The sequence below is a fragment of the Macrococcus bovicus genome (genome assembly GCF_004359575.1).
GTDB classification, from domain to species: domain Bacteria; phylum Bacillota; class Bacilli; order Staphylococcales; family Staphylococcaceae; genus Macrococcus; species Macrococcus bovicus.
This window is the reverse complement of record NZ_SCWF01000002.1, coordinates 18778-44127: the sequence shown is the minus strand read 5'-3', so window position 1 is coordinate 44127 and position 25350 is coordinate 18778. Positions and strand designations below refer to the sequence as shown.

The window sequence follows — 25350 nt, the reverse complement described above, 5'->3', positions numbered from 1 at the left end:
CTCCAAATATAAATTATTTTACCTTTATCATAACTTTTAATGACTCATTTGGGAATTGTAAAATTTCTTGTTGGCCTCTCTTATGACAAATTCTTTCATCTGTTCCTTATCCATCATAAGTAGTTGATCAATCTCTTCAAGGAGTTCATGATAATCTTTCGGCACTGCTTTCCCGACATAGATCTTGTCATGTACTTGCTTGTCTGAGACTTCATTCTCATTCAGCAGTTCCTCGTACATCTTCTCTCCTGGTCTGAGTCCTGTGAATTCGATACCGATATCCTCCACTGTATTACCCGACAGTTCAATGACGTTCTTCGCAAGGTCCGCGATCTTCATCGGCTGTCCCATATCAAGGACGAATATTTCACCGCCCTGTGCCAGTGCACCTGCTTGTATGACAAGACGTGATGCCTCAGGTATCGTCATGAAGTAACGGGTGATGTCAGGGTGGGTGACCGTGACTGGCCCGCCTGCTGCAATCTGTTTCTGGAAGAGTGGGATGACAGAACCTCGGCTGCCGAGGACATTGCCGAATCTGACACCGACGAATGTCGTCGCACTGTGACCGTTCATGTTCTGAATGATCATCTCTGCCCAGCGTTTTGTCGCCCCCATGATGTTCGGCGGATTCACTGCTTTGTCTGTTGATACCATGACGAAAGTTTCGACACCCGCTGCAGCACACGCTTCTGCGACGTTCTTAGTCCCTAAGATATTGTTCTTGACCGCTTCCCGTGGATTCGCCTCCATCATCGGCACATGTTTATGTGCTGCTGCGTGATAGACGATGGCCGGCTTATACTGCGTCATGACGCTGAAGATTTTATCGCGGTCCTGGATATCTGCGATGACCGGGATATACTTGATAGCGCCGTCTTTGTAAAGGTTCATCATCTCCTGATGAATCAGATAGATGCTGTTCTCACCGTGTCCGAGGAGAATTACTTCTTTAGGGCCGAACTTGCTGATCTGACGGACAATCTCAGAACCGATGGAACCGCCGGCCCCTGTGACGAGAATGGTCTTATTATTGATGGCATTGGAGACCTCTTCTGAGTCCAGTACGACCGGATCACGGCCAAGCAGGTCTTCTAGATCGATATTCTTCAGCATGGAGACCTCCTTACGGCCGGCGAGGATGTCGTCGATGTCCGGCATGATCTGCACTTTAACGTCACAGGCACTGGATTTGTCGTAGAGCTCCTTCACTTTGTTGCGCGCGAGGGACGGCATCGCGATCACAACCTTATCGATATTGTACTTCTGAATGGTTTCCTCCAGTTTCGTCCGGTCGCCCACCACTTTGACGCCGTTGATGACCCTCTTATGTTTGTCCGGATCATCGTCCAGAAAGACGACAGGCGTCATCTTCATGCGCTGGACATGGTTCATCTGACGCGCGAGGATAGCCCCGCCCCGTCCCGCACCGAAGATCAGTACACGTTCATTATCCGTGTGATCCATCCGGTCGAGATACATGATGCGGCCGACCAGTCTGAGCCCGCCTATAAACACCAGCTCAATCAGCCAAGCAATGAAGAAGAGACTGACCGGCATATCAAAATTGTAATGCAGTAATCTGAAGAACAGCACGACACCGACCATACTTGTCAGAATGCTGAATGACACTGAATAGAAGACGTTAACGACTTCCCTGATGGATGCATACTGCCACATCCACTGGTAGAGATTGAATATGTATGCGAATAACTGGAAAGTGAATAATAATAACGCTAATGTCACAATATAAAATAATCCTGGCGGTAGATCCGGCCGTTCTGTGATCAGGCGCCCACAAAAAATGGCGAAGATAATAATAAAACTATCAACCGCCACTAAACTCAATGTTTTCAGTTTCTTCATGTATGTTATGCACTCCTCATCAAAATCTTGAAAATACTCTTACATTTATTTTACTAAAGAATTATTGAATTACTAGTCCATTTTCTAAAAAAATACAGATTACCTATGTTTTTTTCATATTTAATGTGATGTACTATTATACGATGATACTCCTCCTTGGTATGTATGAATGACATGCCAGCGTCCCTTCTGTTATGATATGAGTAAATATAACGTGTGAGGAAATGTAGATGAAGAAAATTACGAAAGCCATTATTCCTGCAGCAGGACTCGGCTCGCGCTTTCTGCCTGCCACTAAAGCAATGCCGAAGGAGATGCTGCCGGTACTCGATACACCGACCATTCAGTACATAGTTGAAGAAGCAGTCGCTGCCGGTATTGAAGACATCATTATCGTCACCGGCAAACATAAGCGTGCCATTGAAGACCATTTCGATTCTCAGCTGGAACTCGAACTGAACTTGAAGGAGAAGAATAAGACTGATCTGCTTGAGAAGGTTGAACATTCAACGAATTTAGCGAACATCTTCTATGTCAGACAGAAATCACCGCGCGGATTGGGCCATGCCATCTGGACTGCGAAACAGTTTATCGGTGATGAAGCGTTCGCTGTACTGCTCGGTGATGATATTGTGGACGCTGAGGTCCCTGCCATCAAGCAGCTGATGGATGTCTACGAGCAGACGGGTACTTCGGTGATTGGCGCCAAAACGGTCACCAGGGAGGATACTGAGCGTTACGGTATTATCGAGAGTTCAGAACAAGAAGGCCGCATGTACAAAGTGGACCGCCTGATCGAGAAACCGAAACTCGGCACGACGGATTCCCGGCTCGCCATCATGGGCAGATACGTCCTGACACCGGATATCTTCGACTATCTGGATGCCCAGGAAATCGGCACAGGCGGAGAAATCCAGCTGACGGACGCCATCCAGAAAGTCAATGAAGCCACAAGCGTCTATGCTTATGACTTCGAGGGCAGCCGTTATGATGTCGGTGATAAACTAGGATTTGTAACAACGACACTGGAGTATGCGATGCGGTCAGACTTAAAGGAGGAACTGCTTCCCTTTATGGAGGATTTAATTAAACGCCATCAATAAAAAGCGATCCGCACTTGGCGGATCGCTTTTATTGTTTCAATACTTCTTCCAGCTTCTTAATATTCTTCTCCCACAGAAACTCTTCCTGTACGAGCGTCCGTGCATTTTCCCGCATCTGCTGTTCGAGTGCATGGTTATGCTTAATCTGTTCAATCGCATCGAGTATCTCTGTTGTTGTCGCCCGTTCTTTCGCGTAACCGACCTGATTGTCGTTGATCAGCTGATTGGCATAGCCGCCGAGGTTCGTGACGACCGGTACACCGCAGCCGATGCCGTCGATGATCTTACCGGGGAGAACCGTCAGGAAGGTATCTGTCTCCTTTAAGAGGGAGAGCTGGATATTATGCGTGCGGATCATCTCGAGGCATTCCTGCCGGCTTTTCTCATGATAGGCAGTCACATATTTGAAGTTATGCTCCTGGATATAGTTGAAGAAGTTATGGGCATTCATACCGTAGACGACGGCGTTGAAATAGATGCCTCTTTCTTCCAGTCCTTCTGCTACTTCAATCAGCTGGTCATAGCTCTGGGCGAAGCCGATATTGCCGGTATAGATGACCTTGAAGTTTTCGGTCACTTCACTGAAGGCAAGCTCTTCCTGATTGAAGGCATTCGGGAAGTAATACTGCTTGACTTGTGGCGCCAGCTGCTCTATATGGGCCCTGAAGCCTTCGTTATTGATGATGATTGTGTCTGACACGCGGTACATCCGCTTCTCGAGAAATTTCAGGACCGGGAAGATGAACTTGAATGACTTGAGCTTGTCGATGCCGGTCAGTGAATCCGGCCACAGGTCCCGGACCTCGAGCACTCTTTTCGTCTCATGTCTCTGACCGAAGAACGCCGCCCACGGCATAAAGATATTCGGTGTCGTGACATAGAGGACATCATAGGCTGCCTGCTGCTTCCTGATGGTTCTTCTGACTTTAAGCCCGAGCTCAAAGTAATAGAGGAGACGCATCGCCATGGATCTGCTCTGCTTGGAGGTGCGCATCTTGATGCGCTTGATGTCAGCTGACTGGTTGATCTGTTCATCGTACCAGAACTTCTGGTCCTGATACATCTTCTCGTTCGGATAGCTCGGCTCTGTCGTCAGCACGTCGACCTGATGGTGTCCCGATAGATGCTTGTACAGATTTCTGAAGCGGTTCGCGCCGGAGCCGATTTCCGGATAGAAGTTCTGTGTTACGAGTAGTATCTTCATATTTCTCTCACCTTTTAGTATAGTCCGTCTATTATAGCATTTCAGGACGGATACTTCTATTGGCTGTAGACATCCAGTGAGCCGCTGTAATTGGCCACCCAGACAGTGTGCGTCACAGGTTCATAGGTAATACCGATCGGCATATGCCCGGTCCTTACTTTCTGCAGCGGCTTAAGTGTCGCTGTATCAAATTTGGATGCCGTGTCTTCGTTGTAGTTGACGACATACAGGGATTTGTTGTCCTGTGCTAGCGTCATCGACCGCGGTTCCTGCCCGGTCTGTGTCCTCGCGAGTATGCGCGCATTCCTGTCCATCTTGATGAGTTCATTGGCACTGGCGACGGTGAGATAGATATGCTCCTAGTCATCAATGACCAGGTGACGCGGACGGCTGCCTGTCTTCAGTGCGACTTCACTTTTACCGGTGGTCAGGTTGACGCGGTAGATTTCATCGGCGTACATCGCTGTCACGTAGGTCGTATGATTGTCTTTCAGCGTGACGATACCGCGGGGCATCGAGTTCAGCGGGATTCTCTTTCTTTCCTTTGCGGTCTTTGTATCGACGACAGACAGCGACTTGTCACACCAGTTGGAGACGAGCAGCTGCTTGTTGTCCGGGGTCAGTGCGACATATTTCGGCACCCGGCCGACCTGAATGACCTGATCCCAGTCTTTCTTATCAAGGGAATAGCGATAGACAGCTGACGGCTGGATACCCGTGCCTGCTGTACATTCGTCTTCTGCTTCAGCACCGAGCCCTGTCAGCTGGTACTGAGACACATAGGCAGACTTGCCGTCTCTCGTCCACACGGCTTCAACAGGTGCGCCGCTGACTTCTTGATGGATACCGATGGCAGACAGATCCGTCTTGTCACTGAGTGTCTGGGTCAGCCTGCGGGATTTGGCATCATAAAGCGTGACGGTATGCTGATACATCATATTGTTCGCAATCAGCTGACCGTGGCCGTTCGCGACCACCGACTTCGGTGTGATAGGTCCTTCAGCCAGACTGGCGAGGTGCTTCATCCGGGTCGTATCGGATGCTGCAGTTTCAGTTGACGGCTTCTCTGATCATGGTGCTTCCGTTGTCGTCTCTACCGTCTCCTTTGGTGCCGGTTCTGCTGTTGTCTTGTCCTGCTGACTGCAGCCGGCCAGCATGAGCAGCCCGGCTAATAACAGTGATTTTTTCATAAGCATTCCCCTTAACGTTGATGCTTCATTATACCATAGGATTTTCCAGTTTAAATGAGTGATGTAAGCGGTTAACGTCATTTCTTGACTAATCACTGAAAGATGATAAATTAAAGAAAAGACTGAAAGGATTTATACGATGAAAACTCTTCACTATGACACGATGACACTCGAAGACCTGACGTTTGATGCAGTGGAAACCATTCAGGTGATGAAAGATGGACTTGATTTCTATTTCAGAACCCACTTTAAGACAGGCAACCCTGAACTGGTGGTCTTCTCAAACGGTGCCTATGACCCGTCCAAAAGCCAGCTGCCGACGTTCAACCGGTATTCCTGGTCTGAAGATATCCAGGCGAACTGTCTCTTTGTGGATGACCGTTCACTCCACGATAACGGCCTGACACTCGGCTGGGGGGTCGGCACACCTGACCGTCATTATCTCCAGGATTATTCCGCCTTCGCGCTGAAGTTCAGAGCACTGCTGAACCTGGACAGTGCCCATACGATCTATTTCGGTTCTTCTGCCGGCGGTTATATGTCCCTGCTGCTTGCCAGTCTGGATACGGGCAGCATGGCCCTTGTCAATAACCCGCAGACTTATGTGCTCCGCTATCACGAGAGTGCAGTGATAAAGATGCTGGAGCGGCTCCTTGGAACCGACGATAAGGTGGAAGCGAATAAACAGTACGGTGAACGCCTATCTGCGACCGCCTTCTTCAAGAAATACGGCGTGCCGAATATCTACTATATGCAGAACTTAGAATGTAAATCTGATGTTGACAATCACTTCACACCGTTTGTGGCGAACCTCGGTAAATACAAGATGGCCATGAGCTCCATCAAATACTTGATGTATCACAACCAGCAGCAGGGCCATAACCCGCTCGGTAAAGAGGATACACTGAAGATTCTTAATGAAACCATCCAGAAGAAGATGTCATTATAAAAAGACTCCCATAGGAATGGGAGTCTTTTTTAGTGGAAGAGCTGGAAATAGGTGCCAGCTGCAAGCAGACCGGTCAGCGCAAAGCCGATGAGGTAATCGACCGGGCTCTTCTTCTCTTTATCTTTCAGGAAGGCCTCACCGCGTTCCTGCTGTCTTGCGATCATCTCTTTCTTATAGGCCAGCTGTTCTTCTTTCGGCTTATGTCTGTAGACACGCATATATTTCGCGTAGCTGTCCGTCACCGTCTTGACGTCACCGTATTCCGTGACCTCACCGAACTGCAGCCAGAGCGCCTTGTTACACATCTTCTTGATCTGTGAGGTTGAATGCGAGACGAAGAAGATCGTCACGCCTTTCTCCTGGAACTCACGCATCTTGGCGATACATTTGTTGGAGAACGTCTCGTCACCGACTGACAGCGCCTCGTCGACAATCAGCACATCCGGTTCTGTATGAATCGCTATGGCGAAGCCGAGACGTGACCGCATACCGCTTGAGTATGACTTGATCGGCTGATAGATAAATTCGTCCAGCTCACTGAACGCCACGATATCATCGAACTTCTCGTTGACTTCCTTCTCGCTCATGCCGTGCATCAGACATTTCATCTTGATGTTCTCGACCCCTGTCAGCTCGTTATTAAGACCCGCTGAAATGGCGATGAGTGAGCTTCGTCCTTCTATCTCAATCGTGCCCGATGTGGCCTGTGTCACTTCCCCGAGGATATTCGACAAGGTTGACTTACCTGAGCCGTTCAGCCCGATGATGCCGACTGAATCCCCGGCCTCCACTTCAAACGACACATCCCGGAGCGCGTAGTACGGTTTCTCCTTATAGAAGTTACCGAACGTAAAAAGGGAGATGAGCTTATCTTTCTTACTGTTATTCAGGTCATAGACTTTCGAGACATGGCTGACTTTGACTTTAGACAATAACCTCACCATCCTTCGTGAAGCGCGTCTGGTCAGTCGACAGCCAGCCCACTTCTTTATTCTCCACAGCGGTGTAAGTGTCATAGAGCTTCTGCTGTTCAACGTCCCAGTTATATTTCAGTTTCGCTGTCTTGCAGTTCTCTGACAGCCTGTTGCGGAGCGCCGGATCCTTGAGCAGCGTATTGACAGCACCCGCAATTTCTGTTGCGGAATGACTATCGACAGCCAGGCCGACCTGTTCGCCTTCTACGACTTTCTTCACTTCAGGGAATGAACAGCTGACAACAGGTACGTGCGCCATGATATATTCGAACAGCTTATTGGACGATGCCGAATAATGGTTGAAACAGATATTCTGCAGCACCTGGAAGCCGAGGTAGGCTTCTCTTGTATAGGAAGGCAGCTCTTTGAAATGCACTTTCGGGATGAACTTGATGCGGTCCTTCGCCGGACTTGCTGCGGCCAGTTCCTTCAGTTTCTTCTCCAGCTTACCGGCACCGAGGAAGACGAGCGTCCCCTCTTTGATCTGCGGCATCGCTTCAATGAGCAGTTCCAGTCCCCGGCCCTGCTGCAGGCCACCTTGATACAGCAGAATCTTCTCATCCTGCGGCAGACCGAGCTGGGCGTGAAGATCAACTTTCGGTTTATCGTCAATGTTGTAGAGCTCCGAGTAATTATAGAGCGTCCGTGGATAGAAACCGTAGATATCCTCGTTATGCTGGGCGCGTGTATGATTTTCAACCATCATCTCATCAACGAAGTTCAGCAGGAAGCGTTCAATCCGTTTGATTTTCTTCGGATCGTAGCCTGTACGTGATGACTGCACTTCATGTGAATCGTAGATCAGTTTACGCGGTTTGAGTCTCAGCTTCGAACAGACAATCCCCTGCGGCAGGGTATTCAGATCGTTCGAATGGTAAATATCCGCGTTCTGCCTGTAGCCTTCCTTGATCATGCGCAGAATGACCGCACCGTTGACAAAGCTCTTCCGGAACTTGCGGATCTTGATCATCATAGCGGCCATCAGCATGGCGGACGCAAAGTAGATCAGGAGCATCCAGTTGATGTAGAGAAATGCCGCGCTGATCACGGTCGATACCGCACCGACTGTGATCAGGAAGCGGTTCTTGTCCTGCTGGTAACAGGTGATGACAAGCGGATAGCGTCTGACACGTGTCACATGGAAATGCGGATTGATTTCTTCATAGGGTTTGACGGAAGCGTCCTTCGGATCATCGATGGCGATGAGATTGACGTCATATTTCTCTGACAGCGCTGTGCACTCACGGTTGACACGCGCATCGTTAGTGAAATGATTCCAGACAAACATGGTTACTTTCTTCATTTATTTCACCTTCTTAGTTTATCGTCAGTCTGGCAGCTTTCTGCCAGGACTCACGGTCGTAAAGCTTATTGTACTTGATCGTCACGCTGACCACACCATCCGGCTCAACGACCAGTGACTTACCTGTCGTCAGCGCCTGATAAGGGTAGCATTGATCAGCTATCTGCAGGCTGAGCGTGCCGACAGCAGCAGCATTCTTATAATGACTCATGATATTGACTGCACACGGTTCTGTGCCTTTATTGCGCAGGTTGAAGGTGACCTCTGTCTTCTTGAGCGGAAACTTCGGCACGACCTGATCGCCGGCAATAATGACGTCGTCCCCTTCGATCTCTACTGAACCCTGCTGTTCTTTGTAGAGGGTGTAGAGGTTCTCCTGTTCATTGATGGGATAGAAGTTCAGCACCGGCCAGAAATGGTTGATCCATTCGCGGTGCAGCACTTTCCGTCTACGGTCAGACAGACTCGCGCTGGTGACCCGGCGCAGCATCTCCCGTGTATTCAGCAGAATAAAGACTTCGACACTGTTATCCGTCTCCTGGGTGATATTGCTGTGCCAGTTGCCCATCCGCTGCTCCTGATAGTAGAGGTCCGGCAGATAGTGGCCGCGCGCTTTGGCGACAGTCAGATCAGCACGTCGGAAATAGGATTCCATCATCTCATCAGCATCTATCGTCAGGGCTTCCGGCTTCTTCCGCTTGATGACCTCCTTGAATGAAAAGTCATCAGGTACATAATATCGGGGCACGACCGGCAGCTTGGCCAGCTCAAAGATAGTGGATTTGATATGCACTTTTCCTCTGAAGTCGCTTGCTGCCAGCTTCTCACTTAAGCTGTAGGAGTGAGAGGACTCAAACTGCCGCGCATAGTCCTTTGTCTCGTCACTGATGTACTGATTGGCATCAATCTGGAATAACGTATGGTTCAGACCGAGATCTGAAATGATATCACTGACAATCCTGATATCGTTCGCATAAGCCTGTTCTGCAAAAGCCGATAACTTCGCCGTACTGTTGTAAGTCAGCAGCGGCAGTGCCTTATCATGCATCACAGCAAGTGATACCCTTGAATCAATACCCGCTGTAATCGTCAGATAAGTGTCCTGGGTACGCAGCCAGTCCCGCATCGCCGTAAAATGGCGGATGGCGTCCTGCAGAATCGTTGTCGTCTCCATCACCTCGTAATCCTCTGACGGAAAGAAACGTGTGGTCTGCTGGTTGTGCAGTGACAGATACGTGTTCGGATTCAGTTTATAAATATAGTGGTAACGTGAAAAATCGAGATACCCATTGATCATGCCGTCGTATTGTGCGACCGCTGCCTCGTAGTGGTGCTTCGCGACATAGGCAGCGAGTCCGCTATGAGATGCCGCAATGGGCAGTGATTCATGATAGAAGACCGGCCGCAGCGTTGTGGCATCCGGATAGACTTTCAGGTCGTCCTCCCCTACCAGTAATATATAGCGGCCGTTCATGCGGTTCAGTAATGCCTGCTGATCAGCCGGGTTCGTATCGAGCATCTTCAGGATATCGCGGGTAGAAAGTGAAATATCTTCCATCACGGCGTAGCCGAGAAGGATGAGATGACGCTCGCCCTTATATTCCGTCACGGGCAAATCCGGGGAATGTGACAGAATATACGAACCGATCTTTAAAGTCTTGATCTCCTGTCCAGTGATGGGCTGTTCAGTTAAGACAAATCCTCTAAAATAATGTTGATCAACCTGCATATTTTCACCTACTTATGATAATTGACTTCTTCTTTCAGACTCTTGATGACATCATTTAAATCTTTATCTTCAGGGCGGTCATACTCATCATACAGACTGTAGATATCCAGGAAACGTGTGATAGCTTCAGCACGTTCCTCAGGGTTGATACGGTCGAGTCTGACGATGTACCAGCCTTTGACGTAGAAGTTGAAGCGTTTTTCCATATACGTATCCATCAGCTTGTTCTTCAGCAGGAACGGAATACGTTCTGTTTCGAGCTTATAGTATTTGTCAAAGAACTTCTTGGAGATGGTATTGGTCACAGAACCGGATACTGCCGCGTAGTACATATGGATATACTCTTTCACTAGTAGCACCTGTCTTGAGTTCAGGACGAGTTCCTGGAAGAACATCGTATCCTGACCGGCTGCACCTTCAACCATGCGCAGGTTATTCTTCTTGATGATGTCTGATTTGACCACCAGCGCCTGGATACTCTGTGCACGTAAACCGCAGCGTTCCATAAAGTCATGTGGATCCGTGATCAGTGCTTCACCGTTATTGTACTTCGTCCCTGTGACATAGAAGTTGAACTCAGAGCGTTTCTTGTTATCTTCTTTCAGGATGTTACCGACCACCATATCAAGGTCAGGGTTGTCCTGCAGCTTATCATAGAGATACTTGTAGCCGTCCCCGATCGCTTCATTGTCCGGATCCAGATAAGTGATGAAATCTGTTGAGGCCAGTTCAGCCCCTTTATTCCGAGGACGAGACGCACTGCCGCTGCCGCTGTCAAATTCATAGTAGACGATGGATGGATTCTGTCTGCGCAGACGATTGATGATCTGAATTGTCAGTTCGTCTGTACTGCCGTCATTGACGAAGATGATCTCCATCTCATCATACATGCTGGAACGTTTCAGTGACGCCATACATTTATCTTCAAGATAAGTCCCGTTATTATGAATTGGAATGATGACGCTGAGCTTCTTGCTGCGATTGACCGGGATAGCTGCAAGGGCCTGTGGTGTCGTCACTTCAACACGGTCCAGTGCATACCCTGTCAGGTCGGCCTGCTTCATCGTGCTGATATCATATAAAGTCAAGCCATCATACTGGCTAGATGTGTAGTTATGATGCTCTGACTCATCCGCTGACTTAGTGACAAAGTCCACGTCTGTATATTTGAAAGCACTATACAGATCTTCCAGATAATATTCTTCGTAGTAGTAAGGATCCTTGAAGTAAGTCACGAAACCTTCTGTCAGACCGGCTGCGTTAAAGTCACGCTCGGTCATCAGGTGTTTATTGCCGTAACTTTGCGCGTCAAACTGCTGCTGGATGCTTGCTGTGATCTCAGGGACAACGACATAGATCGCATGTTCAAAGGTATCTGTATAGTCGATACCGATGTCGTGCATGATCTGCAGTATACGATGATACGTTGTTTCACTTCTCATGACACTCCGGATACCTTTGGCCTGGATGGACTTCAGGTCATCCTCTGATAAATTGTTGAAGATTGTTCTGAAGTCTGACTGATGGTTCAGGATAAAGACATTCGGGAACTTGTTATTGACGCCGACTGAGTAGTTGGACAGGAGCAGATTACCGAAGGCCTGCAGTTCATAGATACGGTTCGCGAACATCGTATCAGAATATTTCACTGAGTTGACATTGATCGCCCAGCGGAAGATCTTGTGGATCTTCTGCAGATTCTCGTGACTGAGCGGTCCGGTCACATTCGGGATATAACGCAGCGGGAAGTAATAGCGGGAACGCTGCAGTTCCAGGTTACGGTCAATGATGGTCAGTTCCGTATCGTTCTTGATGATGGCATCAAAGATACGCGCCGCTTCTTTATTACGCTGCGGGTAGCGGACCATCCAGCTGCCGGCAAAGATGACTTCATCCTTGTAGCGACGGCTTAAGTCCGTCCGTGTACCGACCGGATTATGATAATGCGGGTTGATACCGAATGACAGGGTGCTGACTTTGTCATTGCCTGTATACTCACGGTAAGCATCTTCTATTTCGATGGCTGACGTATAGATATAATCACAATATGTCGCTAAATCTTTAAAGACATCATAGTTCACCGGGTCTTCTTTGGAATAGAAGATGACAGGAATCTGTTTCGCTCTGAGGAGCGCAATCAGCTCAATCGCGTGACGTCTGACCGCACCGTTCAATGAGGCAAGGCCGGACCAGCTTTTGTCGATACCTGTCCAGGCGGTCGCGATAATCACAAAATCAAAGTTAAGATCGATCTCTTCATAGTCATGCGGGATATAGACAAGGTCCACCACATCTTTATAACTGTTATAAAGGAACTCATCACAGATGATACCGACGCGTTTGTTGATCTTGTTGAAGACGCGGCTGCCGTTAGATTCCGGTAATGTCGCCAGGTAAGGTTCCAGCTTACTGAAGAAATCGGTCTTCCCTTCCCGCTGCCATTTCTCCAGGAAATCAACAAAGGATTCATTCTCCTTCATATTACCGAGCAGAGATAACGCCAGGTGATAATCACGGGACAGCACATCCTGATACTGCTGGTAACGCTCTATCTTACGTTCTGTTTCCAGCACATCGAAGCTGACGGGCGTCGCCTCACTTACATTCTTCGCACTTTGTTCTTCTGTCGTTTCTGACACTTCATCAGGATTCAGGATTCGTTTGACAATTTTGTCCTGAAAATTATGTTCTCTACTAAACACCATTATTTTCTACCTCGCTTTGAACGTCGTTCCCAGATCACAAGCTGCAGCTTACCCAGTTTAGAACTGCGCAGATTAGCGTAACGTTTCGTCACATTTTTAGTCAGTTCTTTCTGCTTGAGCAGTTTCTTCTCAAGTGCAATATTTTCATTCAGCAGTTTCATCATGATGTTCTTGACTGTAGCTTGTTCATTGCTATAGATCATGTCCTTGTGCTGAGCGATGATGGCCTGCTCACTGAAGTCCTGTTCTGCCGGCGTCACTGTCTCAAAGCCGTCCAGGTCATCCGTTGACACCCAGCCTGCGACAGCACCCTGCTTGATCCGTGCCCGCTTCAGACGCGGAAAGACCGCCTGGACAAAGACTTCCTCTTCGCGGTCCAGCTGGTTCATGAGAATTTTCTCGTCCATCTTAGACGTCGCATAGAGTTCTGTCTGATCATGCTTCAGCTGTGTATATACCTCCACATCTTCTATCCGGTCGATGACTTCTGACGGCGCGAAGGCCACAAACGTATTCTTTCTGAAGATTGCTTCCAGCAGCTGGCCATTATGATAGGCAAAGAAGCGGCTGAATACCTGATACCGCTGGAAATATAAGTTGTAGTCGCCATTCTTGTTGATCAGGCTGTTGAGCTCCGGCGAATAGAAATCCTCATATTTCACTTCAATTTTCTCGTTCTTCTTATTAAAGAGCGGAATAGAAGCGACAAGTTCAAACCAGCCGACGAGCACATTCTTATATTCTACAAGCACCATCTTCTGATCCTCATTGAAATCATGAGAAACGACTTTGACGATCTTGTTGTTGTAGTCTTTCACACTGCCGATTGCCTCGGTCATTTCCTTGTCTAGAAAAATCTCATTTTCAGCTGGCTCATTGACGAGAATATATTCAACGAACTGAAAATTATCATTAATAAATTCCGTGTTCATAGTTCACCTCATAATAATTTATAAATAATCGACCAATCTGTTTCTGAACTTAAAGTGGATCTTCGCCCCGATGAAAAGCAGCAGCAGACTGAGCGCCCAGAAATAAAGATGGTCATGCCATGCGCCGTATAAGCCTCCGCCCGCATGCGTGAAGGCACTGCGATAGACACCGACCAGATAAGTGAATGGATTAAGACCTGTTATATGCTTCATGACAGGGGTTGAGTTCTCGATAGACCAGAAAACAGGTGTCAGGAAGAAGCACATCCGGAGAAAGTTCTGCAGCAGATTACGGGTATCCCGCACTAATACAGTGAGTGTACTCATGATGAGTGACAGTCCGAAAATAAAGGCATAGCTTGCGATAATGAAGTAGATGAAAATCAAGTAATGCCAGCCGGGTACATAATGATGATACAGCGAGACCACAAATAGGAACGCTGTCGTAATCAGCAGATTGATCAATGAGTTGACAAACGTGATGGACAGGAGCGTACTTGACGGGAACTTCATCTTCGTCACGATGCTCAGCTTAGAGAAAATCGCATTGGATCCGCGATTGATGGACTGTGAGATGAACAGCCAGGGAAATAAGCCGCTGATCAGATGAATGATAAAGGGAATGCCGTCTATATCAGCACGTGTACTCCGCAGGCCCAGTCCAAATACAAGATAGTACAGACCGACCTGCAGGGCAGGCTGCAGAATGTTCCAGAAGATTCCTAGATAATGGTTTGAATATTCACTTTTAACATTAAAGATCGCCAGTTTATAGATCAGTTCAAGATGTGAGAACTGTTCCTTGAATAATTGAATTAAGTCTTTCATAGGCACTCCTATAAAAAAGTGAAACATTAACTCCAGGATTATTTAAGCATTATCCATTTGGCGCTAATGTTTCACCTCTAATTTATATTGTTGATTATTGGTTGAAAGTGTAAAGGTTACCGAAGTTGTAATACTTCGTCGTTTCGAAGTCTGATTTCACGACGTTCTTCGTATCGAAAATCAGTTGATCTTTCATACCTTCGAAGTCAGCGTCTGTTAACTGTTTGAATTCTGAATGATCGCTTAAGACCAGCACGAGCGAGCTGTCTTTTACAGCTGCTTTAATATCTTTTTCAACGAAATCCAGGTCAACGTGTGGGTCGTATGCCACAACCTCATAGTCCAGATCTTTCAGCATCTCGTAAATATCGAATGCCGGAGATTCACGGATATCGTCAACGTCCCCTTTGTACGTCAGGCCGAAGACAGTCAGTTTCTTGCCGTCTACTGCTTTTAAGATTTCTTTCGCTTTGTTCACCACATAGTGCGGCATCTGGTTGTTGATCTTACGGCCGACTTGGATGATATCTGTGTTGATCGGGTCTTTAGCAATGATAAAGTAAGGATCGACCGCGAGACAGTGACCGCCGACACCTGGGCCTGGCTGGTGTAAGTTGACACGTGGGTGTTTGTTCGCCATCTCGATGACATCAAGCGCATTGATATCCAGCTGGTTACAAACTTTTGCCAGTTCATTGGCAAGGGCGATATTGACGTCACGGTAGGTGTTTTCCATCAATTTACTCATCTCAGCTGTCTTCGCATCTGTTTCAATCATTTCACCTTGAACGAACGTGCCATAGACTTTCTTACCTGCTTCGATACAGTTCTGAGTCACACCACCGATGATACGGTTGTTGTGAATCAGTTCATGCATGATCTGTCCAGGTAACACACGCTCAGGACAGTGCACGAGGAAGACATCTTCGCCGATAGTGAAGCCTTTAGATTCCACAAGTGGCTTAACGAAGTCATCCATTGTACGTGGTGCAATCGTTGATTCAACAATGATGACATTGCCTTTTTCGATAAGTGGCAGCACAGATTCAACTGCTGTCATGACCATTGAGATGTCACATGACTTGAACTGATCTGCGTTGTTAGGGGTTGGTACGGCAATGATAAAGCAGTCAGCAGGTTCAGGTTGAGTCGTCGCCTTGAATTTACCGCTTGCGATGACTTCTTCAAATGCTTCTTGAAGGCCCGGCTCTTCGATATGAATTTTCCCGCTGTTCAGTGAATCAACAGCTTTCTGATTGATGTCAACACCGACAACGTCTACACCATGCTTTGCGAACATAATAGAGGTCGGTAAACCGATATAGCCAAGTCCTACTGTTGTTAATTTCAAAATAATCCCGCCTTCAATAGAGTTAGTAGTGATATCAGCGTTTGTCAGCCGCTTGATATCCATTATAAACATTATAATTATAATCAATCCTGATTAAAGAATCAAGATATAGTGAATCACAGATAAGGTAACCTATTTCAGCAGCCTTTTCAAATCATAAGGTTATCAGGTGTAATAAGATAAAAAAGTTGTCGTCTTCATAGGTATCGAGTATAATTGTGTAGTTTAAATAGAAGAAGATAGGTGACAAATAATGAAAAAACCCATGAAAATACTTCTGATTCTCCTTAGCCTGTGTCTGATTATAGCGCCTTCTACGTACGCAGCTTTTCTCTATTTTCAGACTAAAAATGCAGTCGATAAGTCTTACACCGATAATACAATCCAATCTTCATTAAGAGACGGTGCTGTCAATCCAGCCATGAACCATGTCTCTATTCTCTTCCTCGGTATTGATGACAGTCTGACGCGTCGCCGGGATGGTCAGTCGGTTGATAAAGCAAGAACAGATGCAATGATTCTAGGGACATTCAACCGGGACAAACAGCAGATCCGTCTCGTCAGTATTCCGCGCGATACATTAAGCTATATTCCATCGGTCGGCTATTATGATAAAATCACGCACGCACATGCGGACGGCGGCCCTGAGTCCTCCATGCAGGCAGTTGAGACCCTTTTCGATGTGCCGGTCGATTATTATGCGCGTATCAACATGCAGGCCTTTGTCGATATCATCGACCAGCTCGGCGGTATCAACTTCAATGTACCATTTGATATAGATGAACCGACTAAGAATGACATCGGTCGTATTAAAGTCAAAAAAGGCTATCAGAAAATCAATGGTGACCAGGCGCTTGCACTCGTGCGCAGCCGCCACGTCGATACGGACCTCGGCCGCGGTAAACGTCAGGCCGAGATGATTGAAGCGATCATTAAAAAGGCCAAGCAGACAGATTCGCTCGACAAGATAGATGAACTGGTCAACATCGTCGGCAATAACGCCAAGCATAATTTATCATTTAATGATATCACCTCCCTCGCTACGACCTATTCTAAAGACAACGTCAAGTTCAAACGTGCGCAGCTAAAAGGGACAGACTATATGTACAACGGTGTTTATTATTTCAACCCAGACTTCTCCAATGTCGCGAAGACAGCTAGTCTTCTGCGTCAGGACCTGGGACTACCCGCTAAGTCACGCAAAGACCTGCTGAGCTATAAAGTCATCCAGCTGTATGGTGACCTCATTCCACTGGAACCGATGAAAATCAGCAAGATTGATGAAGCCTATCAAGTGAAGGTCAGTAAGCATACTAAAACCAGCTCTGAAAAAACGCAACATGACAAAGTGACTACTGAGGCACCTGTGCCTCAGACCGAAGCACCGGCAACAGAGATGCCGACCACTGAAGTCATAACGACTGAACCGGTGCAGCAGTATACGCCGACCACTGAAGTCGCAACGACTGAACCGGTGCAGCAGTATCCACCGGCAACTGAAGACACTCATTTCAGCCCAGACTATTCATCAGCTCAATCATACTAAGAAAGGATGGTTAGATGTCACGACGTAAAACATATGAGAAATATGAACATATCAATAAGATGTTCGATAAACTCGAGGAGCAGATCGTTCATGCCGGTGATCTGTCCTACATGCGCGAGCAGTTCTATTTTATCGATGAATTTCATCGCCAGAACTATGAGTCACTCAGAGTCTACTATCATCAGGCAGATGACAGTCCGCTTATCGACGGCGCCTGCTATCTGATCGCGATTCCTGAAATCTTTAACGTGATTGATATCTTTGATTATGAAGTTCCGTTTGATTTTATCTTTGAGAACGGTCAGTTAAGTCCCTCTTTTCAGCAGCTGGATGTCTATTATCAGTATATGCTGGCAGCAGCGCTCGAAGTGTCAGACGTCAAGATATTCAACCCATCCGGCTACTCGCTGGGGATGAACCACTGGAACATCAGACAGATGAAAATATTCTGGCAGTACACCGCTATCATCAGACGGGAAGCACAGTAACCACCTATCCGCTTGGATAGGTGGTTTTTGTATTTATCTCAATCCTTTTTCTGTAACGATATATAGAATAGGTAGATGAACAAGTGAAAAGTAAATAATATATTTAAATGTTAAAGTCATATTACAAAGTCTCAATCGCCCTATACTTCAACGTTTAATCATTTTATACTGAAAAAGATTCAGATTATTGCAAATGAAAGGGTGCCCCTATGAATTCGAAATTCTTCTACAAATCATCTTCTCTACTGTTCATGATGTTAGCTGCACACTCAACAGCACAGGCAGCAGAAAATCAAGTTTCAGCTGAAACTGAAAAAAATGATGAAACCGATGATCAAAATGCATCAACTGCAGAGCAGAAAAAAGTTTATGATGTCAAACAAACGATAGATGCTACTGCAACACCTTATAACTTTACTACGGCAACAACTGAAAATCCTGTTCAAGAAATAACACCCGTCTCTACCGAAACGCCGGCTGCTCAAACAGCTGATGTCACGACTGAGACACCGGCCAAGACGTCTGTTGAAGAATCAGTCTCCACTGAAACGCCGGCTGCTCAAACAGCTGACGTCACGACTGAGACACCGGCCAAGACGTCTGTTGAAGAATCAGTCTCTACCGAAACGCCGGCTGCTCAAACAGAGGAAGTCACGACTGAGACACCGGCCGCTGCGTCTGTGAAAGAACCGGTCTCCACTGAAATACCGGCTGCCGCTCAAAAGAAAACGACAAATGAATCAGCTGCTACAGTTACACCAGAACCTGTCACTGCAGCACCTGTTAAAACCGCTGAAGTGGCAACCAAAAGTGTTACTGCCACGAAACCCGCAGTCGCTCAAACTCTCACTCAGCAATCTTCCAGCAACTTGACTCAAAAACGCGCCGTCACTTTACAGCGCAGTGCGCCGAAGACATTATCATTATCAATGACACCTACTACACGGGCGCGGACACTCGCAGCTTCAACATCTGAGACCAATAATTTCATCTTGTCACAGAACTATACAGTGCCCACTTATAAACAAGATTTTGCAGCTGATCTGCCTAAGATCGCTTATCGCAATGGGGTAGGAAAGCCTGAAGGGGTCATTGCGCACGAAACAGCCAATCCGACTTCAACCATCTACGGTGAAGTCGCTTATATGAAGAACAACTGGAATAACGCATTTGTTCATGCATTTGTAGATGACAATGAAATTATTGAGACGGCAGATACCGATTACCTTGCATGGGGAGCAGGTCCAGCCGGCAATGCCCGCTTCATCCATGTGGAACTCGTTCGCGTCTACGGTAAGGAACGCTTCGCGAAAGCAATCAATAACTATGCCGATTATATTGCGACGAACCTGCTTTACTATGACCTGCCTGTTGATTCAGCAGAATATGACGGTTCAGGGACATTATGGTCGCATAGAGCAGTCTCTAACTTCCTTGGAGGCACTGATCACGGCGACCCATACGGCTGGTTCCAGGAGAATGGTTATACCATGGATGAACTCGCTGAACTGGTCACGCTGAAATATAACCAGAAAGTGCAGGCACTTGCAGGTACAACAACACCGCCAGTGGTCGTCGAACCGACTACTCCACCGGCTGCACAACCACCTGCAGCTCCACCGGTCGTCACTGCCCAGTCCAAGATGGCGCGGATTAAAACTGCGACTGCACCAGTATATTCTACTGTGACGAGTACCACTGCCACACCTGCTGCAGAGAAAGCCAATTTCACCTACTATGTGAACAAAAAAGCGGATTATAACGGCAAGTCATACTATCTTATTTCCGATGAAACAGGGGTGCCTCGTGGCTGGGTTGAATCTGATCAGCTCACACAAGCGACACGCAGCAGCGAAAAATCTGTTACCTCTAAATTCAAAATCAATGCGCTTGCTACCGGTATTTATAGCATGCCTTGGGCGATGGAAAGCCAGAAGTACGATAACCTTTCAAGTCAGATCAACCAGGCATTCAATCCGACGAAGAAAGTGACCGTCAATGCGACTGATTATTACTTCGGCACTATCAACGGCTTCAGCGGCTGGATCAGCAGTAAACATCTCACAGCTGCCAGCACATCCCTGACGGGCATCAAGACTGTCAATATGTACGGTAAAACCCCTTCGACAGGTGCCAAAATCTATACAGATATCAATCTGACAAAGGTCACAACCAGCAAGCCTTATATTCAGTATTTTATCAATAAACAAGGGACCAAAGATTCAGTGAATTATTATCAGGTGCTTGATGAAAACAATAAAGTGTTAGGCTGGATCAAAGATAATCAGATCAGTCAGAAGACTGCTCGCGTTTTAAGCACAGCACCTGCACCGTATAAAGTGACTTCTTCGACGGCGAAGATTTACTCCATGCCATCAGGGGGCAGCAGTCAGCAGCTCCTTGTTAACCAGAACCTGCAGAACCAGTATTTCAATGTCATCCGCAGTGAGAAAGTCGGTGCCAGTGTCTGGCTGAAAGGGCTACTGCCGGCGACCAATACAACAGGCTGGATGTATGCAGGCCATGTAACGAAACAATCTGATGTCTTCAGCGAAATGAAAAAAGTAACAAAAATGGGTAAGACATTGTCTACTGGTGCTGTCATCTATACAGATAATAATCTGAAGTCCTATCTGCCGGGTGCAAGTAAACAGGTCCAGCATTACGTGACTACTCAGGCACGTAAAGGAGATGACACCTATTACTTTGTTGTGGATGCTCAGTCTAAGCCGGTCGGCTGGATCAATAGTAAAAACTTATATTTGAACAGCCGAAAGATAGTCAGTTACAAAAAAGCTGTCTACTCTGTCACCTCACCTGACGGCGCACTTTATACGATTGCTGCAGGCGGTCCGAGCCAGCTGATCCGTCCACTCAAAAACGATATTGGTGCACGTTTCAATATCGTGCGCACAGAAAAAATCGGTATGTCCTTATGGCATAAAGGCACCCTGTCATCTACCGGTCTTGTCGGCTGGATTGCAGGCAGATATTTAGCACCCGTCACTACAAAAGTGGTGCCTGCTGCCACGACGCTTAATGAAGCTGTTGCGAGACAGATGACAGTCAACCCGCAAGTCGTTTACGCAGATCAATACGGCCGTACGCTGACACGTAAAGCCACAGCATCTGAAGTCCGTGCCAGCATTGATCCTGCCCTTTTCAAGAACGATGCCACACAGAAATACCAGTTCCTGAGTCTGAATAGTTCTCAAGGCATCTCAGCTGCCAAACTGAATACGTTGCTCGAGAATAAAGGCATTCTTGCCAACCAAGGCGCTGCTTTTGCTGAAGCTTCTAAGCTGTATAATATCAATGAAATCTATCTGATCAGTCATGCGCTATGGGAGACCGGTAATGGCACCAGCCAGTTAAGTAACGGCATGGGCTATCATGCATCGACCGGCCAGGCCACGATTTCCGGCACGAAGTATTACAATATGTACGGGACACGTGCAGTCGACAACAATGCTTTAAATAGCGGCATTCAGTATGCATATCAGCAAGGCTGGAACACTCCTGCCAAGGCGATTATCGGCGGTGCTCAGTACGTCGCACAGAACTATTTCGGTAATAAGCAGTTTACGCTCTATGAGATGCGCTGGAACCCAGCTAATCCTGCGACACATCAGTACGCGACTGATATTAAATGGGCATCTAAGAATGCGCTGCGTATCGCAGAGTTCTATCGCCGCATTGAACTGACAGGACTGAAATACTTGATTGATCAATACAAATAAAAGCAGGCGCAATGCCTGCTTTTTTGTACAAAAAAACACGACAGCTGTCGTGTCCCCTTAAAATTTAAATGGATCTCTGATACTGAATGAGTGATAGATTTTCTCCAAGATGTTGATCAGTTCTTCGGATTCCTTCTTGTTCAGTTCTTTCATAAAGCTGCGGACGACTTTCGCTTTGATGCCATCCGCCATATCGACGATTTCCTGTCCCTGCGGTGTCAGCTTCAGCACAGTAGACCGTAGATCATACATACTTTGCTCTTTCGTGATATAACCGTATTCTGCCAGTTTTTTAATCGAGCGGGATACAGCGGTCTGCTCTTTACTCATTTTAAAGATCAGTTTCTTCTGTGTCATATTGTCTTCATTCTTGATCAGTTCGAGCATGTAGATCTGCTCACGTGATACGTTGTAATCTGCGAGTTCAATGCCAGTGATTTCATCGATTTTAGTGTTAACGAAATAGATTAATTGTCCAAATCTTTTTAAACGTTGGTCTCCCATAGTGTTTCTCCTTAATATATAACAGTTAAACAAATTATAATCGATGTATAACACATGTGCAATACATTTAGAGATAAAATTACAATTAATAGTCCACTATCTATTTAAGTATTACTTATTGCAGGAACCTCTTTTTCATTTTACTGTAAAAATCTGTGGCCTGAAGCGCCTTGTTATACTGCTTCAGGATATGAGCAGATTTCTCTTTGACACTGAGTGATCTGCCGTTTGTGAAATAGATGATCGTCTCTTCATAATCAATCGCCTGTAAGAAGTGCTGATTATTGATATAACACATTTCATAGCTATCTTTCGGATGCAGCGGAAAGAACACGAGGTTCTGGGAGGCGTCGATGATGACAGGCGTAAACTGGGCAAACTTCAGGCTTTCTTTTACTGATTTCCGGCTGGCAGTCAGACTGCTGTTCAGCATTTTAAGTGTGTGATTGAGCAGGAAGTCCGGTGAGGCGTCCACCCATTCTACCTTACCATCATAATAAGCAATTTCAGTCTGTCCTTGTGTTTCATTAGTACGACGAATATAAACCACTTCATGACCTAAAAAGTGTTGCATAACAGTTCCTCCTTCTAATGGCTTTCTTGAACATTATAAGGTTTTATTGACAAAAAGAGAGATAAAATGCTAAAAAATAACAAAATAGGCCTATAAATTAATATAATCTACAAATTTGTCTTATTTCTCGGTTTTGCTGATCTGTTCAGAGCCTTTAAGATAGAGTCATCCGGAAATATTCAGCCGATCGATCGCGTCAGGACATTGAGATGTTTGAAGAATGGTATGTGAAGTATGACCGCATGATTCATCACCTGCTCCATCAGTATCATATTACTTATGACCGCGATGATTACTATCAGCTCGCACTGATCAGACTTTGGCACCTTACTCAAACGTACGATCCCGAGAGGACACCCAATGAGTCACAGTATGTCTACCTGCAGCTGAAATTCTGTCTCCTTGATGAAATCAGGAGACGGATGACCTATCAGCAACGCTTCCAGCTGATGGCTGATGAGAGCTTACCTGAACGAGAGGAGCTGGAGAGTGAGCCGTTAGCCATCGAGATTTTAACGGAGGAGGAACGCACGTGGTTCATTTACCGGTGTGAGGGCTATACTCTGGCTGAAATTGCGGCTAAAATGGACCGTACGGTGGCCCAGGTGAAATACATCCGCAAGAAAGCTCGAATCAAATTACAGGAAAATAATGATTTGCCATTTCAAAACCAGGCGTAATTTAGTATAATGACGCTTAGTATATTTGGAGGAGGTCATGAATATGGATATCGCTAAAGTTGGAAATGTCGTAGAATTCCACGAGGGACTGCGCGGCAGAGTCGAAAAAGTGAACGAAAACTCTGTGATTGTCGATCTGACAATTATGGATAACTTCGAACAGCTTGAACAGCCTGAAAAAACGGTTATCAATCATAAACGCTATAAAATCATCAATGACTAAGGTGACGAGTAAACCTTCTCTTTTTCTGATATCGTTTGTGCTGTTTCATATCCTGCTGTTCCTCATGAGACAGGAGGATCAGGTCTTCTGGCACATGATGACAGGGATATTTCTACTGACCACATTCAGTTACCTGCTCTATAAGCGGCATCTGACTTCCAGAAGGATCGGCCAGTCGCTGCTGGCAAGCCTCATCGCCAGTGTGGCAATTGTTGTCTTGTACACTGTACTCGTCCAGTTCCTGCCTGCTATCAGCTATGAAGCCATTATGACGACACTGATATCAATCGGTGTTCATTACCGCTGGCAGCTGATGATTTCACTGGCAGTGACTGTTCCCCTACATGAACTTTACTTCCGGACGATGCTCCAGGAACAGATGACTAATCCTGTGCTGGCCGTGATACTGACCAGCCTTGCCTCGGTCAGTCTTTTTATATGGGTGCTGAGCGTCCAGCAGCTGATCACGTTGGTAGGTATACAGCTGATAACGGCAGCTGCCTTCCAGTACTCAAAACGCTTGATTACCCCTATTGCAGCTACCATATGTGCCACCATCATCCTGATTCTGTTCTACGCATAAGACCAGCCCCTTAATCGGTGCTGGTCTTTTTGAATTCCTGTTCAATATAATAGAGTTCATCCTGCAGCCAGTGGTCTTCCATGAAGCCTTTCAGCTGAATAGCTTCAGCGTGATAATCAACCAGCTCATAAGTGGTGGTCCGTTGTCTGAACTGCACTTGAATATGGCTCAGCTCAGAGATGTCGTGCGGCAGATTGACATGCCCTGTTCCGTCTATCACTTCATTTAATCCTGAATTAGACAGCATCAGATCAACCCCTTCTGTCGCACGGCGCATTTTTTCACGGGCGGAGATAGAGGCAATATCGCCGTAATACATGACAATGACAAAGTCCGGATTCTCTTTTTCACGCATATATCTTATCCAGCGTCGTGCGGCATCCACCGTCTTCTCCATATAGAAGTCATCACTATAATGCTCCCGGAACGCCTGAGTGGCGGTCATTCCCAGGATGCCGACCTTCATACCACCCACCTGTTTGATGATGTAAGGGGTATTAAAAAAGGCTTCCTTCGTTCTGCTATGGAGGATATTCGCACACAGGAAAGGGAACTGTGCCATCGCCTCAGCCTGATTGAATAATCGTGGTCCATGGGCAAAATCCTCGTAGCTGATGCCGCTTGCATCGTAGCCGATATGATTCATGACATCAATCACAGGATTCCTGCTGTTCTTCTGCGCTGCTATGAAGTCACTGTCGGGAGACCCGCAGAGCGTGTTGCCGTTATTCAGGATCAGCAGGTGTGAGGCATTCCGTCTGACTTTCTGGATGTAATGAGCGGCCTTGAGCAGATTCATGTCCGAGAAGAGCATGCCACGTATGTTATTTGTTGTTATAATATGTATATCAAATTGATGCATGCAATCACCCTTTCTC

Annotated in this window: 22 protein-coding genes; 8 read left to right on the top strand and 14 right to left on the bottom strand. The window is 46.7% G+C overall.

The annotated features are described in order from the left end of the window. Positions 1-36 precede the first annotated feature (36 nt). Positions 37-1866 carry a polysaccharide biosynthesis protein gene (locus ERX55_RS02945; protein ID WP_424960676.1) on the bottom strand — a complete coding sequence of 610 codons (1830 nt, stop codon included), beginning with the start codon at positions 1864-1866 and terminating at the stop codon, positions 37-39. 230 nt (positions 1867-2096) lie between these two features. Between ERX55_RS02945 and galU the strand changes: the two genes are divergently transcribed. After that, entirely contained in the window at positions 2097-2969 is an 873-nt protein-coding gene (gene galU / locus ERX55_RS02940; protein WP_133451101.1) for a UTP--glucose-1-phosphate uridylyltransferase GalU, read from the top strand. 28 nt (positions 2970-2997) lie between these two features. Here the strand turns inward: galU and ERX55_RS02935 are convergent, their stop codons facing one another. The 3 genes from ERX55_RS02935 to ERX55_RS02925 are packed head-to-tail and all read right to left on the bottom strand — an operon-like array spanning position 2998 to position 5198. After that, positions 2998-4173 (bottom strand): glycosyltransferase family 4 protein, encoded by a 1176-nt coding sequence (locus tag ERX55_RS02935; protein WP_133451100.1) that lies wholly within the window; start codon positions 4171-4173, stop codon positions 2998-3000. A gap of 56 nt (positions 4174-4229) precedes the next feature. Continuing rightward, positions 4230-4487: a YncE family protein gene (locus ERX55_RS02930; protein WP_133451099.1), complete on the bottom strand. Its 258-nt coding sequence runs from the start codon at positions 4485-4487 to the stop codon at positions 4230-4232. A 45-nt stretch (positions 4488-4532) separates the two neighbouring features. Beyond that, the gene (locus ERX55_RS02925) at positions 4533-5198 is read right to left on the bottom strand and encodes a YncE family protein (RefSeq protein WP_133451098.1); all 666 of its coding nucleotides are present in this window, start codon (positions 5196-5198) and stop codon (positions 4533-4535) included. Between the two features lie 304 nt (positions 5199-5502). On the opposite strand from ERX55_RS02925, the gene ERX55_RS02920 reads away from it, so the two are divergent. Further along, positions 5503-6312 (top strand): glycosyl transferase, encoded by an 810-nt coding sequence (locus ERX55_RS02920; RefSeq protein WP_133451097.1) that lies wholly within the window; start codon positions 5503-5505, stop codon positions 6310-6312. Positions 6313-6341: 29 nt separating this feature from the next. Here the strand turns inward: ERX55_RS02920 and ERX55_RS02915 are convergent, their stop codons facing one another. The 7 genes from ERX55_RS02915 to ERX55_RS02885 all read right to left on the bottom strand — a co-directional run bounded on the left by ERX55_RS02915 (position 6342) and on the right by ERX55_RS02885 (position 16134). Further along, positions 6342-7244 carry an ABC transporter ATP-binding protein gene (locus ERX55_RS02915; RefSeq protein ID WP_424960675.1) on the bottom strand — a complete coding sequence of 301 codons (903 nt, stop codon included), beginning with the start codon at positions 7242-7244 and terminating at the stop codon, positions 6342-6344. After that, positions 7237-8589 carry a glycosyltransferase family 4 protein gene (locus ERX55_RS02910; protein WP_133451095.1) on the bottom strand — a complete coding sequence of 451 codons (1353 nt, stop codon included), beginning with the start codon at positions 8587-8589 and terminating at the stop codon, positions 7237-7239. The genes ERX55_RS02915 and ERX55_RS02910 overlap by 8 nt, the downstream gene beginning before the upstream one ends. Before the next feature lie 13 nt (positions 8590-8602). Then, positions 8603-10318: a hypothetical protein gene (locus ERX55_RS02905; protein ID WP_133451094.1), complete on the bottom strand. Its 1716-nt coding sequence runs from the start codon at positions 10316-10318 to the stop codon at positions 8603-8605. Positions 10319-10326: 8 nt separating this feature from the next. Further along, positions 10327-13023 (bottom strand): glycosyltransferase, encoded by a 2697-nt coding sequence (locus ERX55_RS02900; RefSeq protein ID WP_133451093.1) that lies wholly within the window; start codon positions 13021-13023, stop codon positions 10327-10329. After that, positions 13023-13955 (bottom strand): hypothetical protein, encoded by a 933-nt coding sequence (locus ERX55_RS02895; RefSeq protein WP_133451092.1) that lies wholly within the window; start codon positions 13953-13955, stop codon positions 13023-13025. Before ERX55_RS02895 ends, ERX55_RS02900 begins: the two co-directional genes overlap by 1 nt. 18 nt (positions 13956-13973) lie before the next feature. Beyond that, positions 13974-14783 carry an ABC transporter permease gene (locus tag ERX55_RS02890; protein WP_133451091.1) on the bottom strand — a complete coding sequence of 270 codons (810 nt, stop codon included), beginning with the start codon at positions 14781-14783 and terminating at the stop codon, positions 13974-13976. 94 nt (positions 14784-14877) lie between these two features. Beyond that, positions 14878-16134 (bottom strand): nucleotide sugar dehydrogenase, encoded by a 1257-nt coding sequence (locus ERX55_RS02885; protein ID WP_133451266.1) that lies wholly within the window; start codon positions 16132-16134, stop codon positions 14878-14880. 253 nt (positions 16135-16387) lie between these two features. On the opposite strand from ERX55_RS02885, the gene ERX55_RS02880 reads away from it, so the two are divergent. The 3 genes from ERX55_RS02880 to ERX55_RS02870 all read left to right on the top strand — a co-directional run bounded on the left by ERX55_RS02880 (position 16388) and on the right by ERX55_RS02870 (position 21908). Continuing rightward, complete coding sequence (locus tag ERX55_RS02880; RefSeq protein ID WP_133451090.1) at positions 16388-17680, top strand: LCP family protein; 1293 nt, start codon at positions 16388-16390, stop codon at positions 17678-17680. A gap of 14 nt (positions 17681-17694) precedes the next feature. Continuing rightward, the gene (locus ERX55_RS02875) at positions 17695-18168 is read left to right on the top strand and encodes a DUF2538 family protein (protein ID WP_133451089.1); all 474 of its coding nucleotides are present in this window, start codon (positions 17695-17697) and stop codon (positions 18166-18168) included. A gap of 209 nt (positions 18169-18377) precedes the next feature. Then, positions 18378-21908: an N-acetylmuramoyl-L-alanine amidase gene (locus ERX55_RS02870; protein ID WP_133451088.1), complete on the top strand. Its 3531-nt coding sequence runs from the start codon at positions 18378-18380 to the stop codon at positions 21906-21908. A gap of 57 nt (positions 21909-21965) precedes the next feature. On the opposite strand, the gene ERX55_RS02865 is transcribed toward ERX55_RS02870, so the two are convergent. Both ERX55_RS02865 and ERX55_RS02860 read right to left on the bottom strand, forming a co-directional pair. Further along, positions 21966-22412: a MarR family winged helix-turn-helix transcriptional regulator gene (locus ERX55_RS02865; RefSeq protein WP_133451087.1), complete on the bottom strand. Its 447-nt coding sequence runs from the start codon at positions 22410-22412 to the stop codon at positions 21966-21968. Between the two features lie 115 nt (positions 22413-22527). Further along, complete coding sequence (locus ERX55_RS02860) at positions 22528-22986, bottom strand: competence protein ComK (protein ID WP_133451086.1); 459 nt, start codon at positions 22984-22986, stop codon at positions 22528-22530. A gap of 209 nt (positions 22987-23195) precedes the next feature. Between ERX55_RS02860 and ERX55_RS02855 the strand changes: the two genes are divergently transcribed. Genes ERX55_RS02855 through ERX55_RS02845 form a run of 3 tightly spaced genes read left to right on the top strand, consistent with a single transcriptional unit; the run spans position 23196 to position 24472 of the window. Beyond that, positions 23196-23666 (top strand): sigma-70 family RNA polymerase sigma factor, encoded by a 471-nt coding sequence (locus ERX55_RS02855; RefSeq protein WP_133451085.1) that lies wholly within the window; start codon positions 23196-23198, stop codon positions 23664-23666. Positions 23667-23709: 43 nt separating this feature from the next. After that, entirely contained in the window at positions 23710-23889 is a 180-nt protein-coding gene (locus tag ERX55_RS02850; protein WP_133451084.1) for a YkvS family protein, read from the top strand. Then, the gene (locus ERX55_RS02845; protein ID WP_133451083.1) at positions 23882-24472 is read left to right on the top strand and encodes a CPBP family glutamic-type intramembrane protease; all 591 of its coding nucleotides are present in this window, start codon (positions 23882-23884) and stop codon (positions 24470-24472) included. The genes ERX55_RS02850 and ERX55_RS02845 overlap by 8 nt, the downstream gene beginning before the upstream one ends. Before the next feature lie 10 nt (positions 24473-24482). On the opposite strand, the gene ERX55_RS02840 is transcribed toward ERX55_RS02845, so the two are convergent. Next, on the bottom strand, positions 24483-25334 hold the full coding sequence (locus ERX55_RS02840; RefSeq protein ID WP_165983688.1) for a bifunctional metallophosphatase/5'-nucleotidase: 852 nt from the start codon (positions 25332-25334) through the stop codon (positions 24483-24485). Positions 25335-25350: the final 16 nt, after the last annotated feature.